14 protein-coding genes are annotated in these 14,891 nt (G+C 68.0%); 7 read left to right on the forward strand and 7 right to left on the reverse strand.

From position 1 onward, the window contains the following. The first annotated feature begins 2 nt into the window (after window positions 1-2). The 3 genes from UN84_RS01295 to astB are packed head-to-tail and all read left to right on the forward strand — an operon-like array spanning window position 3 to window position 1,638. The gene (locus UN84_RS01295) at window positions 3-140 is read left to right on the forward strand and encodes a hypothetical protein (RefSeq protein ID WP_161796811.1); all 138 of its coding nucleotides are present in this window, start codon (window positions 3-5) and stop codon (window positions 138-140) included. Window positions 141-148: 8 nt separating this feature from the next. After that, a complete protein-coding gene (locus UN84_RS01300) occupies window positions 149-286 on the forward strand; it encodes a hypothetical protein (protein ID WP_161796811.1) in 138 nt (45 codons plus the stop codon). A gap of 14 nt (window positions 287-300) precedes the next feature. Beyond that, window positions 301-1,638, forward strand: coding sequence for an N-succinylarginine dihydrolase (gene astB / locus UN84_RS01305; protein WP_046079505.1), 1,338 nt, complete (start codon window positions 301-303; stop codon window positions 1,636-1,638). An 87-nt stretch (window positions 1,639-1,725) separates the two neighbouring features. Here the strand turns inward: astB and acuI are convergent, their stop codons facing one another. Continuing rightward, a complete protein-coding gene (acuI, locus tag UN84_RS01310) occupies window positions 1,726-2,712 on the reverse strand; it encodes an acrylyl-CoA reductase (NADPH) (RefSeq protein ID WP_046079504.1) in 987 nt (328 codons plus the stop codon). A gap of 112 nt (window positions 2,713-2,824) precedes the next feature. Continuing rightward, the gene (gene acuR / locus UN84_RS01315; protein ID WP_046079503.1) at window positions 2,825-3,454 is read right to left on the reverse strand and encodes an acrylate utilization transcriptional regulator AcuR; all 630 of its coding nucleotides are present in this window, start codon (window positions 3,452-3,454) and stop codon (window positions 2,825-2,827) included. 127 nt (window positions 3,455-3,581) lie between these two features. Here acuR and UN84_RS01320 point away from each other — a divergent pair, with 127 nt between their 5' ends. The 4 genes from UN84_RS01320 to UN84_RS01335 all read left to right on the forward strand — a co-directional run bounded on the left by UN84_RS01320 (window position 3,582) and on the right by UN84_RS01335 (window position 7,607). Continuing rightward, entirely contained in the window at window positions 3,582-4,502 is a 921-nt protein-coding gene (locus tag UN84_RS01320) for a DUF808 domain-containing protein (protein ID WP_046079502.1), read from the forward strand. A gap of 1 nt (window position 4,503) precedes the next feature. Continuing rightward, a complete protein-coding gene (zapE, locus tag UN84_RS01325) occupies window positions 4,504-5,640 on the forward strand; it encodes a cell division protein ZapE (protein WP_046079501.1) in 1,137 nt (378 codons plus the stop codon). A 96-nt stretch (window positions 5,641-5,736) separates the two neighbouring features. After that, window positions 5,737-6,480 (forward strand): trimeric intracellular cation channel family protein, encoded by a 744-nt coding sequence (locus UN84_RS01330; RefSeq protein ID WP_081945779.1) that lies wholly within the window; start codon window positions 5,737-5,739, stop codon window positions 6,478-6,480. Next, window positions 6,477-7,607 (forward strand): DUF3541 domain-containing protein, encoded by a 1,131-nt coding sequence (locus tag UN84_RS01335; RefSeq protein ID WP_046079500.1) that lies wholly within the window; start codon window positions 6,477-6,479, stop codon window positions 7,605-7,607. Before UN84_RS01330 ends, UN84_RS01335 begins: the two co-directional genes overlap by 4 nt. Here the strand turns inward: UN84_RS01335 and UN84_RS01340 are convergent. The 5 genes from UN84_RS01340 to nhaD all read right to left on the reverse strand — a co-directional run bounded on the left by UN84_RS01340 (window position 7,529) and on the right by nhaD (window position 14,705). Next, window positions 7,529-8,347, reverse strand: coding sequence for a PEP-CTERM/exosortase system-associated acyltransferase (locus UN84_RS01340; RefSeq protein ID WP_046079499.1), 819 nt, complete (start codon window positions 8,345-8,347; stop codon window positions 7,529-7,531). The genes UN84_RS01335 and UN84_RS01340 overlap by 79 nt on opposite strands. 41 nt (window positions 8,348-8,388) lie before the next feature. Continuing rightward, entirely contained in the window at window positions 8,389-11,214 is a 2,826-nt protein-coding gene (locus UN84_RS01345; RefSeq protein ID WP_046079498.1) for a bifunctional diguanylate cyclase/phosphodiesterase, read from the reverse strand. 44 nt (window positions 11,215-11,258) lie between these two features. Further along, window positions 11,259-12,419 carry a hypothetical protein gene (locus tag UN84_RS01350; RefSeq protein ID WP_046079497.1) on the reverse strand — a complete coding sequence of 387 codons (1,161 nt, stop codon included), beginning with the start codon at window positions 12,417-12,419 and terminating at the stop codon, window positions 11,259-11,261. 28 nt (window positions 12,420-12,447) lie between these two features. Next, entirely contained in the window at window positions 12,448-12,897 is a 450-nt protein-coding gene (locus UN84_RS01355; protein WP_202020706.1) for a hypothetical protein, read from the reverse strand. A gap of 332 nt (window positions 12,898-13,229) precedes the next feature. Continuing rightward, window positions 13,230-14,705 carry a sodium:proton antiporter NhaD gene (gene nhaD / locus UN84_RS01360; RefSeq protein WP_046080425.1) on the reverse strand — a complete coding sequence of 492 codons (1,476 nt, stop codon included), beginning with the start codon at window positions 14,703-14,705 and terminating at the stop codon, window positions 13,230-13,232. Window positions 14,706-14,891: the final 186 nt, after the last annotated feature.

A 14,891-nucleotide genomic window follows, 5' to 3' on the forward strand; every position in this document is an offset into this window, starting at 1 on the left:
ACATGATGCCCAACCCGACCAAGGCACTCCGAGTGCCTGCTTATATAAGCCCAGCGGACTACTGCGCCTACCCCGTGGCTTCCATGGAAAGCGAGGCGCTGAGTCTGCCCGACAAGCTGCCGCCGGGGGTGACGCTGTGAGCCAGGACATGATGCCCAACCCGACCAAGGCACTCCGAGTGCCTGCTTATATAAGCCCAGCCGACTACTGCGCCTACCCCGTGGCCTCCATGGAGAGTGAGGCGCTGAGCCTGCCCGACAAACTGCCGCCGGGGGTGACGCTGTGAGCCGGGAACCCGACATGAGCGTGCGCGAGGTCAACTTCGACGGCCTGGTGGGCCCGACCCACAACTACTCGGGCCTGGCCCACGGCAACGTGGCCTCGATGAGCCACGAGGGGCTGGTGGCCAATCCCCGCGAGGCCGCGCTGCAGGGCCTCGAGAAGATGAAGTCGCTGATGGACGCCGGCTACGTCCAGGGCGTGCTGCCGCCCCAGCAGCGCCCGGACCTGGGGGCGCTGCGGGATCTCGGCTTCGCCGGCAGCGATGCCCAGGTGCTGGCCCGGGCCGCCGACGAGGCGCCCCAGGTGCTGCGCGCGGTGTGCTCGGCCTCCAGCATGTGGACCGCCAATGCCGCCACGGTGACGCCGAGCGTCGATGCGCCGGACGGCCGGGCGCATTTCACGCCGGCCAACCTGCAATCGAGCTTCCACCGCTACCTGGAGCCGGCCACCACCGGCCGGGTGCTGGCGTCGATCTTCGCCGACGAGGCTCGCTTCGCCCACCATCCGGTGCTGCCGGCCACCCCGGCCTTCTCCGACGAGGGCGCGGCCAACCATACCCGGCTGGCCGGCGACCACGGTGAGCCGGGCGTGCATCTGTACGTCTACGGCCGCCAGGCGTTCGGTGGCGACGGCATCGCGCCGCGGCGCTATCCGGCCCGCCAGACCCTCGAGGCCAGCCAGGCGGTGGCCCGTCAGCACGGCCTAAGTGATGCGCAGACGGTGTTCGCCCAGCAGCATCCCGAGGCCATCGACGCCGGCGTCTTCCACAACGACGTCATCGCCGTGGGCAACGGTCCGGTGCTGCTCTATCACGAGGTTGCCTTCCGCGATGAGCAGGGCACCCTGGACGCGCTGCGTGAGCGCATGGCCTCGCCGCTGATCCCGGTGCGGGTGCCGGTGGAGGCGGTGAGCCTGGACGACGCCGTGGCCTCGTACCTGTTCAACTCCCAGCTGCTCAGCAACCCGGACGGCACCATGACCCTGGTGGTGCCCGGCGAGTGCCAGGAACGCGAGGCGGTGTGGCGCTGCCTGCAGGATCACCTGCTGGCGGGCCACAACCCGATCTCCGAGGTGGTGGTGAAGGACGTCAAGCAGTCGATGCGCAACGGCGGCGGCCCCGCCTGCCTGCGGCTGCGGGTGGCGCTCTCCGAGGCCGAGCGCGCCGCGCTCTCCGGCCGGGTGCTGCTCGACGACGCCCTGCACGGCGAGCTCGTCGCCTGGGTCGAGCGTCACTACCGCGATCGCCTGGCCCCGGCCGATCTGGCCGACCCGGCGCTCGCCAGCGAGACCCTCGCCGCCCTGGACGAGCTCACCGGCCTTCTCAGGCTGGGTAGCGTCTATCCCTTCCAGCGCTGATTCCCTCGACGCTGACGCGTTCCCGTCAACGAGTCGCCCCCGGCTCCGCCGTTCGGCGGAGCCGGGGGCGTCGTGCGCGTTCCCGCGTTAGCGGTTGACGTCGACCACCAGCCGGCCGTGCACCTTGCCGGCCAGCAGCTCGCTCGCCGCGTCGATCGCTTCCAAGAGAGCGATCTCCCGCGTCATCCCCTCGAGCATGTTGCGGTCGATCTCCTCGGCCAGTCGACGCCAGGCCTCGTCGCGCTCCGCCTGGGGGCGGGTGACGCTGTTGATGCCGAGCAGGGTCACGCCGCGCAGGATGAAGGGCGCCACGGTGGCCGGGAAGTCCATGCCCTGGGCCAAGCCGCAGGCCGCCACCCAGCCGTCTTCTTGGGTCTGGGCGCAGGCATTGGCCAGAGTGTGGCTGCCCACGGAGTCGATGACCGCGGCCCAGCGCGCCTTGCCGAGCGGCTTGCCGGGGCCCGACAGCTCGTCGCGGTGCAGGATCTCCGCGGCGCCGAGGGCCTTCAGATAGTCTGCCTCCTCGGTGCGGCCGGTGGCGGCGATCACGCGATAGCCGCGCTTGGCCAGTAGCATCACGGCGACGCTGCCCACGCCGCCGCTGGCACCGGTGACGAGCACGTCGCCGTGGGCCGGCGTGAGGCCCTGACGCTCGAGGGCGATCAGGCTCAGCATGGCCGTGTAGCCTGCGGTGCCGATCGACATCGCCTGGCGGGGGCTCAGGTCGTCGGGCAGGCGCGTCAGCCACTCGGACCGCACCCGGGCCTGCTGTGCCAGGCCGCCCCAATGGCCCTCGCCGATCCCCCAGCCGTTGACCAGCACCCGGTCGCCCGGTTGCCAGTCGCCATGGTCGCTTTCTTCCACCACGCCGGCCAGGTCGATGCCCGGTACCAGCGGAAAGCGTCGGATCACCGGCCCCTGGCCGGTGATGCCGAGGGCATCCTTGTAGTTGAGCGTGCTCCACTCGACCCGCACCCGGACATCGCCCTCGGGGAGGTCGCTTGGCTCGAGCCGGGTGAGGGCCGCGGTGCTCCGCTGATCTTCGGTCTGGTTCACCAGGATGGCTTGGAACATGGGATTCTCCTTTTTAGACCGGTTGTCTATTAATGGGCCTGATAAAGCCAGATGCGAACCAAGCGTCGCCTGTGCGACGGCTCAGGCCCGCCGTGCCGGCGGGGATGGAACCTTATCTCGGCAGTCGGGCCAGGTACTCCTCGCCGAAGAGCGTCAGCGGGGTGTCGTCCTGGACGATGCGCGCGCGCTGGACGGCGCCTTCCCAGCCGATCCAGAACAGCCCAGCCAGGCGCTCGCAGTCGGCTTCCGGCGCGAGGTCGCCGCGCTCGACGGCGAGCCTCAGGCAGCGTGCCAGGCGTCGCTCCCAGTCTTCCAGGATCGCCGTCAGGCGCTGGCGGTAACGGACGGGAAGAATGGTGACTTCCTGGCACAGGTTGCCCACCAGGCAGCCGCGCCGAAAGCCGTGACGCGCCATGCCTTGCCTGGCGTCGTCCATGAAGTGGCCGATCCGATCGAGCGGCGGCACCTCGGGATCGAGCAGCCAGCGGTCGAGCTTGGCGGCGAAGTAGGCGGCGTAGCGATCCATCACCGCCTCGCCGAAGGCGTCCTTGCTGTCGAAGTAGTGATAGAAGGAGCCCTTGGGCACGCCGACTCGTTCCAGCACGCCCTGGATGCCGGTGGAGACGAAGCCCTGTTCGGTCAGGATCTCCACGCCGCAACGGATCAGGGCGTCTCGGGTGTCGGGGTTGTCGCGCGGGGTCCTGGGCGGACGGCCGCGGCGTTTGGTCGTCGTGGTGTTCATGCACACAATTTAGACCGGTCGTCTATAAAAAGGCAAGTCGAAAAAATCCGCCAGGTCGCCGGTCGTCCCGCGTTCACACGGCGTATGCTAATGCAACGTCTCCATTCCCTGTGCCAGGAGGGCCGTCGTGGCCGCAAGCAGCCTGCTGACCCTGATCGATGATATCGCCACTCTGCTTGATGACGTTTCGCTGATGACCAAGGTGGCGGCCAAGAAGACCGCCGGGATGCTCAGCGACGACCTGGCCCTGAACGCCCAGCAGGTCACCGGCGTGCGCGCCGACCGGGAGCTGCCGGTGGTGTGGGCGGTGGCCAAGGGCTCGCTGCGCAACAAGGCGATCCTGATTCCCGCGGCGCTGGCGATCAGCGCCTTCGTGCCGGTGCTGGTCACGGTGCTGCTGATGCTGGGCGGCACCTACCTGTGCTTCGAGGGCGCCGAGAAGCTGGCGCACAAGTTCCTGCACGGGAAGGACGACGAGACCGAGCACGCCGAGCGCGTGAAGGCCCTGGCCGACGAGGGCGTCGACATGCGCGAGTTCGAGCGCAAGCGCATCAAGGGCGCGATCCGCACCGACTTCATCCTCTCCGCCGAGATCATCGTCATCACCCTGGGCACGGTAACCGGCGTCGCCCTCGGCCAGCAGGTGCTGGTGCTGATCGGCATCGGGCTTTTGATGACCGTGGGCGTCTACGGCCTGGTGGCCGGCATCGTCAAGCTGGACGATCTGGGGCTCTACCTCAGCCGTCGCGAGGGTGCCCTGGCGGGGTTGGGGCGTGGCCTGGTCGCCGCCGCACCGAAGCTGATGAAGCTGCTATCGGTGGTCGGCACCGCGGCCATGTTCCTGGTCGGTGGCGGCATCCTCGCCCACGGCGTGCCCGTGCTGCATCACCTGGCCCGGGACGTGGCCGAGGTCGAACTGGCCGTGCCGGGGCTCGAGGCCGTGATCCACGGCCTGGGACCGATGCTGCTCAATCTCGGTATCGGGCTCGCCGTCGGCGCCGCGGTATTGGGCGCGGTGACGCTGTTCCAGAAGCTGCGGAGAGGCTGAGATGGCCGCGACGAACCGGTCCGGTCCGAGTGGCCCAGAGGCGGCCTATCGCGAGGCCCAGGAACGGCATGGCTTCGTCGATGATGTCGCCCAGCGGCGGGCCGTCGAGGCGCTGGAGAAGACTCACCGGGCCCTGGCGCGCGGCGATCAGGTGGTGGAGGGCGTCTATCTATGGGGCGCCGTGGGGCGCGGCAAGACCTGGCTGATGGACCGCTTCCATGCCGGGCTCGGGGTGGCGTCCCGGCGATGGCATTTTCACCACTTCATGCGCTGGGTGCATCGACGCCAGTTCCAGCTCTCCGGTACGCCCGATCCGCTGCGCCGCCTGGCCGCGGAGCTGGCCGACGAGGTGCGGGTGCTGTGCCTCGACGAGTTGTTCGTCAACGACATCGCCGATGCCATGCTGCTGGGGCGCCTGTTCGACGCCCTGTTCGAACGGGGGCTGGTGCTGGTGGTGACCTCCAACCAGGCGCCGGAGTCGCTCTATGCCGACGGTTTCAATCGCGAGCGCTTCCTGCCGGCGATCGCGGCGATCACCCGGCACCTGGAGGTGGTGCACCTGGACGGTGACCAGGATCATCGTCTCCATCCCGGGGCGGAGCAGTGCCGCTACTGGGTGCGCGAGCGAGAGCGGCCAACGCCCCTGGTGACGGTATTCGACACCCTGAATGCGGGGCAGAGCCATGACGCCAGTCCCGTCGAGCTGGGCCACCGGGCTATCCCGGTGGAGGCGAAAAGCGAGACGGTACTGTGGTGCCGCTTCGAGGCCCTGTGCGAGGCGCCGCTGTCGGCGCTGGATTTCATCGATCTGTGTGATCGCTTCCATCATGTGCTGATCGGCGAGGTGCCGCGCCTCGATGGGGGGCCGGCGATGAGCGGCATCGCCCGGGGCACCGAGGATGCCAGCCAGCGTGTGGAGGCCGGCGATCGCGAGCTGCCGGCGTTGACCCATCAGGACGATGGCGTGCGGCGTTTCATCGCTCTGGTCGACGAGTGCTATGACCGTGGCGTGCCGCTCTATATCGAGGCAGAGGTCCCCCTGGAGGCGCTCTATCGGCAGGGGCACCTGGCCTTTCCCTTTCGCCGGACTCTGAGCCGGCTGAGCGAGATGCAGCTGGCGCGCTTCGGCCATGGTTGACGCTCCTGGCCAGGAGGGGCACCGCCTGGCCCATTGCCCACGGCCACGCCGTGCCGACTGCTATGCTGGTGACGAGCACGAACAGGGAGGCGTGACGTGACGGGATGGGTCTACTGGCTGGACATGGCGGGGGTGATCGTCTTCGCGCTTTCCGGGGTGATCCTTGCCTGCCGCTCGCGCATGGACCCCTTCGGCATGCTGGTGCTGGCCGCGATGACGGGTATCGGCGGTGGCACCCTGCGTGATCTGGTGCTCGGCGTGCGGCCGGTGTTCTGGGTCGGCGACCCCGCCTACCTGTGGGTGATCCTGGCCACGGTGGGACTCTCGATTCTCGGCTTCCACTATATCCATCGCCTGTCGCGGGTCTTCCTGCCGGTGGCCGATGCCTTCGGCCTGGCGCTGTTCACCGTGATCGGCACTCACAAGGCCCTCACCCTGGACGCGCCCGGCGTGGTGGCGGTGCTGATGGGGCTGCTGACCGGCGTGGCCGGCGGGATGATGCGCGACGTGCTGGCGCGCCGCGTGCCCATGGTGCTGCGCCAGGAGATCTACGCCACCGCTGCCATTGCCGGTGGGGTGGTGCTGGTGGGCCTGGACGCGCTGGGAACGCCCTTCGTGTTCAACGTGGCGGCGTCGCTGGCCACCACCCTGGGATTGCGGCTGTCGGCCATCCACTGGCGCCTGGCTCTGCCGGTCTTCGCCTGGGTGACGGTGGCTCCGCCCCCGGCGCCGAGCGAGGCGGATGGCGAGACATCGCCGCCAGCACCGCCGCGCCGGCCCAAGGCGCGGGTCAAGCTGATTCCCCCGAAGCGCTCGCGTCGGCGCAGGAGGTCCTCATGAAGCGGCACGCCCCATGGCGCTGGCTGGTCGGCGGGGCGCTGGCGCTCCTGCTGGCCGGCTGTGCCCTCGAGCCCGCCCCGCGGCCGAGCGACGAGGCGGTGGCCGCCGAGATTCGCGCTACCTACGAACGGGCCCTGCCGGCGCTATCGGTCGGCAGTCAGCGTCACTATGCCCAGCGGATGTATCGCATCACCGGCGAGGCGCGCTGGCTGCCGCTCAATCGCGACTACGGAGAGCGGCTGGTGGCGTCGCTGCGGGAGGAGATCGCCCGGCTGGACGAGCCCGGCTACGCGGCCCGGCGCGGCCGCGAGGGCGTCGAGGGTTACCCCGAGCGCACCGCCAAGCAGCGCCGTCGCAAGCGCATGCTCGCCGACTGGGGCGAGATCCACTACGCCAAGGGGCTGGCCTTCGACCTGACCCAGGCGCTCTACCACGGGCTGCTCAACGACCGAGACCTGCCCGGCCATCGGCGCGCGCTGGACTATCTGGCGGGCGTGGATTTCCGGGCCTTCGTGACTGACCCGGCCGTGCTCGACGTCTACGCCGCCCAGGTCGCCAATCTGGTCCACTACCTGGACGATCTGGGCGTGGCGGACCTGCGCGGCGAGGCGATCGCCGCCTTCCGCGCACGTTTCTCTCCCTCGCGGGACGCGACGCTGAGCCAGGCGCTGTATCGCAACAAGATCTACGGCATGACCCACTTCGTGATCGCCGCCAGCGACTATTACCAGAAGCCGGTATCGGCGGACGATTTCGCCTGGGTGCTCGATGCGTTCTCCGCCGGGCTGGCACGGATACTGACCGACACCAAGGAGGACATCTACACCGAGGTGGGCATCAGCTTCCTGCTGGCCGAGCGCGGGGAGGCGCCGGCCGTGGTGCGCCTGCGCGAGGCGCTGGTGGCGGCATACGATCCGGTGGCCGGGATGGTGCCCTCGGAGTCGGGTGGCACCGACCTCGACCGGGGCGAGCATCGCAACGTGCTGGCGATCATGCTGCTGGACTGGCCCGAGCGGCTGTATCCAGGGCCGTGCCTGTCGGCATCGGTTCAGGAAGGCGCGTCGACCGTCTGCCGGGGCCGGGCGCCCTCCAGCTGCGAGGCCAGCGTGCGCTTGATGTCGCGATAGAGCGGCAGCAGGTCGCGATTCATCTCGTACTCGACCTGCCGCTGGTCGATGTAGAAGGCGCCGCGCTTTCCGTGGAAATCGATGATGCGACCGACTGGAGTGAACAGGAAACCCGACATGGAGAGCAGTCGCGGCAGTCGTGGCTCCATCATGGCAAAGGCATGAGGGCGACCTGAGAGTCCTAGCAGAACATAGGTGGCCAGGAAGAGTCCGATCACGATCAGTGGGAAGGTCTCGCGCTGTTCGGGCGTGAAGGCATGTCGCGCATGCAGCAGGCCCTCTATTTCCTCCGTGGTCGAGCGTCGACGGAACAGTGGCGAGATCGCCAGTCGCGAGACCTCGCACACCGTCTCCTGGGCGAAGCGTTGCGGATGCAGCCTGGGATGCTCGAGGCTTTCGCCGGCGTAGTCCTCCAGGGGCAGACGCTGGACCCCGTCATTCCGACTGTCCTCCGGCAGCACCAGACGCATGCAGCCGGCCGAGAGGCCGGTGTCCCGATGCTCGATCAGGCATAGGATGGCGTGCTCGTCGTGGGCATCGAACTCCAGATGATGCAGCGGGTCCGCCGGCGCCTCGTAGCCCAGCTCCTCGCAGTAGACATCGTGCCGCAGCCGGAAGATGCGACGCCGCGTCTCCTCGTCATTGGCCAGTCGGAAGGTGAAGGCCTCGCGGAAGCGGTCGAAGAGGTGAGCGGGGACCCGTGAGCGGCGTGGTGTCTCCTTCGCGGTAGTCGAGGACATGGCTGTGCATCCCTGTGTCGTCATGTGGGGGTGGGCCTGGATCAGGCATCGTCGTCGAGAAGGGGGGCCAGCGGTCGTGGCCGTCCAAGGTGGAAGCCCTGGCCGTAGGTGATGCCGTAGGCCTTGAGCAGCGGCAGCACCTGTTCGTTGTCGACGAACTCGGCGATGGCCTGCTTGCCGAAGCCGGCGGCCAGGTCGGCGATGGCCCGGACGATCACACGACTGTCGGAACTGTCGGTCAGGTGGCGGATGAAGGAGCCGTCGATCTTGATGTAGTCCACCGGCAGCTGCCCCAGGTAGTGGAAGCTGCTGAATCCCACCCCGAAATCGTCGAGAGCGGTGCGGCAGCCCAGGTCGCGCATCGCCTGCAGCACGCCCCGAGCCGTGGAGAAGTCAGTGACCGCCGCGGTTTCCGTCACTTCGAGGATCAGCTGGTGCGGATCGGCGCCGCTGTCGGCCAGCTCCTCGGCGAGAAACTGCTCGAGCCCCCTGTCGTGCAGCGACTGACCGGAGAGATTCACCGCCAGGTTGATGCCTCGCGCCTGGAGCCGCCTCAATGCCTGGAGGCTGTGGCGTAGTACCCAGCGGTCCAGCTGCACGATCATGCCGTTGCGTTCGGCAACCGGGATGAAGTGGCCTGGCGAGACCAGGCTGCCGTCCTCCTCGCGCATCCGGACCAGCACCTCGTAGTGCTTCACGTCGCGATCCTCGAGGCGCATGATGGGCTGCACCATCAGCACGAAATCGTCTTCCTGCAGGGCCTTGCGCAGCCGCTCGACCCAGTAGACCCGCTCCTTCAGCTCGCTCTTGGCATTCTCCAGCGTGGAGAGCAGGTGCCAGCGCTGGTGGTGGTGTTCCTTGGCCTTGTACATGGCCACGTCGGCGCTGGCCAGCAGGTCGGCGGGCGTGTCGCCGTGAGCGGGGTACTGGACGATGCCGATGCTGGCGATGGCGCGGTGGAGTCGTCCACTGGCCCGGAACTGGATGGCCTCGAGCAGCTGGTTGCACTGCTGCGCCGTGCCGATCGCCCGGTCGGCATCGGCGCCTTCGAGCAGCAGGGCGAATTCGTCGCCGCCCAGCCGAGCCAGGCTGCCGCGTCGTCCCACATGGAACTGCAGCACGTCGGCGACTTCCCGCAGCAGCCGGTCGCCGGCGTGATGGCCGCTCAGCTCGTTGACCTCCTTGAACTGGTCCAGGTCGAGCAGCAGCAGGGCCCCTTGGCCGCCGCGAGCCAGCGCCGCCTGCACGAGCTCCTGGAAGTGACGCCTGTTGTGAAGCTCGGTCAGCGGGTCGCGTTCGGCCAGCCAGGTCAGGCGGCCCTCGGCGGCCTTGCGCTCGGTGATGTCGAGCCCCACCGAGAGGCGTGCCATGCCGGCGTCGCCGCCGCCGGTCAGCGGCGCGTGATACCAGACGATGGTGTGGACCCGGCCATCCACGGTGAGCAGGGGGCGCTCTTCTTCCTCGGCGCCGGCGGCATCGGCGATCGGTGAATGACCGGGCAGCGGGAAGATGTCATCGAAGCGGCGACCGATCAGCGTCGTCTCGTCGACCTCGAGGATCGACAGCGCATAGGCGTTGACCAGGCTGATACGCCCCGCGCTGTCCTGGGCGATGATGAACACCCGGGCGGTGTCGAGCAGGCCGCTGACGAAGTCGCGCTCCCGAGCCAGTTCGTCGACGCGCTCGGCGAGCTGCTCGCCCCGGGCCTGCACCTCGCCTTCGAGCCGTTCGAGCTGCCGGGAGAGCTCGACCGTGGTGCCCTCGAGCACGTCGATCTCGTCGGGCCAGCGTTTCGAGGTGGCGGGGATGGCCTGGCGGGCCTCGTCGAAGCCACCACGGGCCAGGGCCGGCAGTACACCGGCGACGCGCCGCAGACGCGCCATGGGGCCGAGCAGGATGGCCAGCAGCAGCAGCTCGGCGGCGAGCCAGCCGGCCACGCCAGCGCCCAGCAGGACCCGGGTGTCGTGGTTGATGGCGAGCACCTGGTCGGTGATATCCGAGATCAGCAGGAGGTAGCCGGCACCGTCAGTGGATCGAATCCGGGTCACGGGAATGGCCGACAGTTCCTTCAGGCGCTGCGCGTGGGGCAGCTGTAACGGGCCGTCGGCAAGCGTGTCCAGCGAGACCCGCTCGGCGGCCCGTCGCAGCAGTGACAGGCCCGGCTGCTCCTCGGTCAGGGCCAGCAGCTCGCCTTGCCACGCGGACAGCCGACGAGCCGGCACGGCGTCGTTGCTTGAGCGGGAAGAGGCGGCCAGCAGCGCGACCTCGCTGTCCGAGACCGACTTGACCTGGAGAATCACGTCGGCGAGCGTGCGCGACAGGATGACCAGGCCCACGCTGCGCCCGTCGATCAGTACCGGCACGGCGGCATACTGGCGGCAGCCGACGTCGCAGCGCAGGGTCGTCAGCGGTGTCTCCGTACGGATCACCTGTGAGATCCAGTCCTGGATCGGTCCGCTGTGCTCCGGCGCGCTGCCCCAGTGCGCCATCGCCTCGCCCCGGGTGTCGAAGATCCGGATCTCGTCGATGCCCGCGTCCAGCTGCAGGCTCGGCCATTGGGCCGCCAGCGAGGCACGCACGGCGGCGTGATCGTCGGCTTCCAGGGCCTCGCCCAATCCCGAGGAGGCCGCGGCCAGGCCGGCCAGCTGGCGCAGCCCTTCTTCCGAGCGCTGCAGGATCAGGCGCACCTCGCGGTGATGGAGCGCATGCTGCTGCAGGCGGCTTTCCTGGAACTGGCGCGTCAGGGTGGTATGGCTCAGCCAGCTGAACAATGAGACCAGCACCAGCAGCAGCAGGCTGCTGAGTGCGATCACACGCCAGGTCAGGCTCAGGGGGCGGCGCTGGCGAAACAGCGGGGGCAGGGTCATGTCGCCGGTTCCTTGGCTGTCATGAAGGAGCGGTCCGCACAGGGCTAGAAGCGAAACGCGATCTGGAACAGCAGCATGTCCCAGTAGCGGTCCGTGTCCGACGGGTCGGGGTTGTCCTGGGCAGGCAGCCAGCCGGTGCCATCGATGTAGTGATATTCGCCGGCCAGCATGATCCGCGGCGTGGGCGTCCATTGCAGGCCGAAGGTCCAGTCCCGGGCGAACTGCGAGTGGTCCGGGCCGGCGCCGCTGGCGGCGTAATCGTCGCCGGAGGGATCATCCCGGTTGGCCACGAGACGGTCGTAGCGTACCAGCCACTGCCAGTCGTCGAGGAAGCGCCGCTGGTATTGCAGGTACCAGCTCTCGCCGGTGGTATCGAAGTTGAAGCGCGGGTCGTTGAAGCCTTCCAGACCGGAGTTGCGCAGCGCGTACTCGGCGGTGAGGCTCCAGAGCTCGGCGTTGTACTGCAGTGACAGCACCCAGGGCCGGAAGTAGAAGTCGCCATCGCTGAGGCCGCTCTGGTGCGAGTCGAAGCGAGCCCCGACATCGGCATGGCTCAGGGCGGTGATGATGCGACCGCCGTCATGCTCGTAGCGCAGCTGGGCGATAGCGGAGGTGTCCGGGTCAAGATCGCCAGGAATGCGGTCCAGTCGAAGGGTCTCGAGCAGGTCGTCGCCGGCCTGGACGCGGCCGACGCCAGCTTGAAAGCTCAAGGTGCCCTGAGGCAAACGTTCCTCGTAGTAGCTCAGCACGCCGTCCGCGGAAAGTGCCAGCGAGCGGGTGCGATCGAAGTAGATCGACTGCGGCAGCAGGATGCCGGGGCGGGTGAAGGCCACGTCTCTGGTCTGATTGTAGAAACCGAAGGGGTTCTTGAAGCGCCCCAGCTGCACGCCGATATTGCGCTGCTGATTCGACTGAAGCTGATAGTCGATCAGGCCGTAGTCCAGCTTCGGCTCGGCATCGCCGCGCTCGCCGCCGGCTCGACGGCTGAGCACCTGGGCGGCGAGCAGGACATCCTCGTGGGGGCGCAGCGACACGTTGGCGCCGATCTCGGTGAATTCCAGGCTGCCGCCATGATCGCTGCTGGGGCCGAAGAAGTCGTTGTCGTCGGTGATGACCAGGGCCTGGCTCAGGAAGCCGTGCAGCTGCAGGGTGTCCAGCACCTTGCCTGGTTCGGCCTGCGCCGGGACGGCAATGGCCAGCAGCATCGCGCCGACAGCCCCGAAAAGGCGTGTCCTATTCCATGGTGATGACTTGGACGCGGTCATCCAGCTTCTCCCTTTCCAGATAGCCCAGGGCGCCTGGGGTGTCGGCAATTCGTTCGAGCATCTCCGCCTGGGTGCTCACTCGCTCGGGGGCCTGCCCCGTGCCGGAAAACACCGCACGATCCCAGGCCAGCTGTAGCTGGTGGGGATAGACCGATAGCCGCTGCTTGACGAAGCGGGCATGCACGGGGTGGCGGTTGGGCAGCACGAAGATGCGGGCGGCCTGTCCGTTCGGCCAGGTACGCTGTCGCATGGCGAAGAGCGCTCGGGTGATATCGCGGGTCAGCGATTGCGTGGTGACGTCCGGATGGGCGACCAGCAGCACCGTCTGTGCCTCGTCATCGTCTCCCTGGTCCGCCGCGACCCATGGCGCGACGCTCAGCAGCGCGAGGCCAATGGCCATTACCACACGCCGGAGCATTCGGGCCCTCCCGGCCATGACACGAGCTTGGGGGTAACGCCACTGGGCGGGCGGCATGGCAGTTGGAGGCTTCGGGTGGCGCGGATAGGGCTCCATCCGGGAGCCGGCAATGAAGGCGAACAGGATGGGGACGATGGCGCTATCTCCCTGTCGACTCGTCGGGGGTTATCGTTATGCATCTCTCGGAGCGCCTCTGCCGAGGTGGACGGTGCGGGGCCCGCTGAGCGTTTCGGCACAGCTTACCTTTATCAGTGCATGACGAAAAGATAATGCAAATTGGCCCCTTCTGCTTGTGGTCATGAGGCTCGGCGGCACTGCCGCCGAGCCCGCTCTCAGCCGTAGACGCCGAAGCTGCCGGCATTGATCCACAGATGAGTGACGACGCTGGCGGCATATCCCAGGGCGATCACCGGTGACCAGCGCAGGTGGCCCATGAAGGTATAGTTGCCCCGCGCCTGGCCCATCAGCGCGACGCCGGCCGCCGAGCCCACCGACAGCAGGCTGCCGCCGACCCCGGCGGTGAGCGTGATCAGCAGCCAGTGGCCGTGGGACATCTCCGGCTCCATGGTCAGCACCGCGAACATCACCGGAATGTTGTCGACCACCGCCGAGATGACGCCGAGGACGATGTTGGCGCCGGTGGCGTTCCAGCCGGTGTAGAGAGCGTCGGAGAGTAGCGCCAGGTAGCCCATGAAGCCCAGCCCGCCCACGCACATCACCACGCCGTAGAAGAACAGCAGGGTATCCCACTCGGCCCGGGCCACCCGCTTGTAGACATCGAAGGGCACCACGCTGCCCAGCTGCTCGAGCATCTTCCAGTCGCCGCGCTGGGTGTAGAGGGTGCGCTTGCGCTCCAGCGAGCGAGGCAGCGTCTGGCGCAGGTAGTAGCCGAAGAACTGCAGGTAGCCGAGCCCGGTCATCATGCCCAGCACCGGGGGCAGATGCAGCAGCGTATGACAGGCCACGGCGGTGCTCACGGTGAGCAGGAACAGCACGATGATGCGCCGCGCCCCGCGCTTGAGGACGACATCCTCCTCGAGGCTGGCCGGCACGCGGTTCTTGATGAAGAAGCTCATCACCGCGGCGGGAATCAGGAAGTTCACCAGCGACGGCACCAGCAGGGCGAAGAACTCCTGGAAGTGCACGATGCCGGCCTGCCAGACCATCAGGGTGGTGATGTCGCCGAAGGGACTGAAGGCGCCGCCGGCATTGGCCGCCACCACGATGTTGATGCAGGCCAGGTTGATGAAGGGCTTGTCGCCCTCGGCGACCTTGGTGACCACCGCGCACATCAGCAGCGCCGTGGTCAGGTTGTCCGCCACCGGCGAGATCACGAACGACAGCACGCCGGTCATCCAGAACAGGGTCCGGTAGCTGAAGCCCTTGCGCACCATCCAGGCGCGCAGGGCATCGAAGACGCCGCGCTCGTCCATGGCGTTGATGTAGGTCATCGCCACCAGCAGGAACAGCATCAGCTCGGTGAACTCGAGCAGGGTGATGCGGAAGGCATGTTCCGACTCGCTCGACATCCCGGACTGCACATAGACCCAACCGATCAGCCCCCAGATCAGGCCCGCCGCCACCAGCACCGGCTTGGACTTGCGCATGTGGAGCTTTTCCTCGGCCATGACCAGCGCATAGGCCAGCACGAAGATCATCACCGCCAGGCCGCCGACGAACGACTGGGTCAGGTCCAGCGAGCCTGTCGCGGCGGCGGCGGGCGAGGCGAGCAGCGACAGCATGGCAAGGGCCAACCAGCGGGCGGCGGGCAAGCGAGAGCGAGGCGGTGAACGATGGAGTGTCTGCATGGCGACGATCATCCCGTGGTGAAGTGTGTGGAGCATCCGGAAAAAGGGGGTTCACCCAACAGCCTACTGAGACGTGGCGCCGACGGGATTGCCCCTTTGGTAGGGGATAGCGGAGCGGATCAACGCTAAGGTCGCAGTCGGATGTCGGGATTCGGCGCCCGAAGCGGGAAAAATTGTGGCATCATC

The sequence above is a fragment of the Halomonas sp. HG01 genome, assembly GCF_000968715.2.
In the GTDB taxonomy this organism is placed as follows: domain Bacteria; phylum Pseudomonadota; class Gammaproteobacteria; order Pseudomonadales; family Halomonadaceae; genus Halomonas; species Halomonas halophila.

Coding starts and splice junctions, on each gene's coding strand:
- acuR (WP_046079503.1), bottom strand. CDS start 3,454: ATGAACACCACGACGACCAAACGCCGCGGCCGTCCGCCCAGGACCCCG.
- UN84_RS01350 (WP_046079497.1), bottom strand. CDS start 12,419: ATGCTGCTGGCCATTGCCGTCCCGGCGCAGGCCGAACCAGGCAAGGTG.
- UN84_RS01300 (WP_161796811.1), top strand. CDS start 149: ATGATGCCCAACCCGACCAAGGCACTCCGAGTGCCTGCTTATATAAGC.
- acuI (WP_046079504.1), bottom strand. CDS start 2,712: ATGTTCCAAGCCATCCTGGTGAACCAGACCGAAGATCAGCGGAGCACC.
- zapE (WP_046079501.1), top strand. CDS start 4,504: ATGGCCGCGACGAACCGGTCCGGTCCGAGTGGCCCAGAGGCGGCCTAT.
- UN84_RS01345 (WP_046079498.1), bottom strand. CDS start 11,214: ATGACCCTGCCCCCGCTGTTTCGCCAGCGCCGCCCCCTGAGCCTGACC.
- nhaD (WP_046080425.1), bottom strand. CDS start 14,705: ATGCAGACACTCCATCGTTCACCGCCTCGCTCTCGCTTGCCCGCCGCC.
- UN84_RS01295 (WP_161796811.1), top strand. CDS start 3: ATGATGCCCAACCCGACCAAGGCACTCCGAGTGCCTGCTTATATAAGC.
- UN84_RS01355 (WP_202020706.1), bottom strand. CDS start 12,897: ATGCTCCGGCGTGTGGTAATGGCCATTGGCCTCGCGCTGCTGAGCGTC.
- astB (WP_046079505.1), top strand. CDS start 301: ATGAGCGTGCGCGAGGTCAACTTCGACGGCCTGGTGGGCCCGACCCAC.
- UN84_RS01335 (WP_046079500.1), top strand. CDS start 6,477: ATGAAGCGGCACGCCCCATGGCGCTGGCTGGTCGGCGGGGCGCTGGCG.
- UN84_RS01340 (WP_046079499.1), bottom strand. CDS start 8,347: ATGTCCTCGACTACCGCGAAGGAGACACCACGCCGCTCACGGGTCCCC.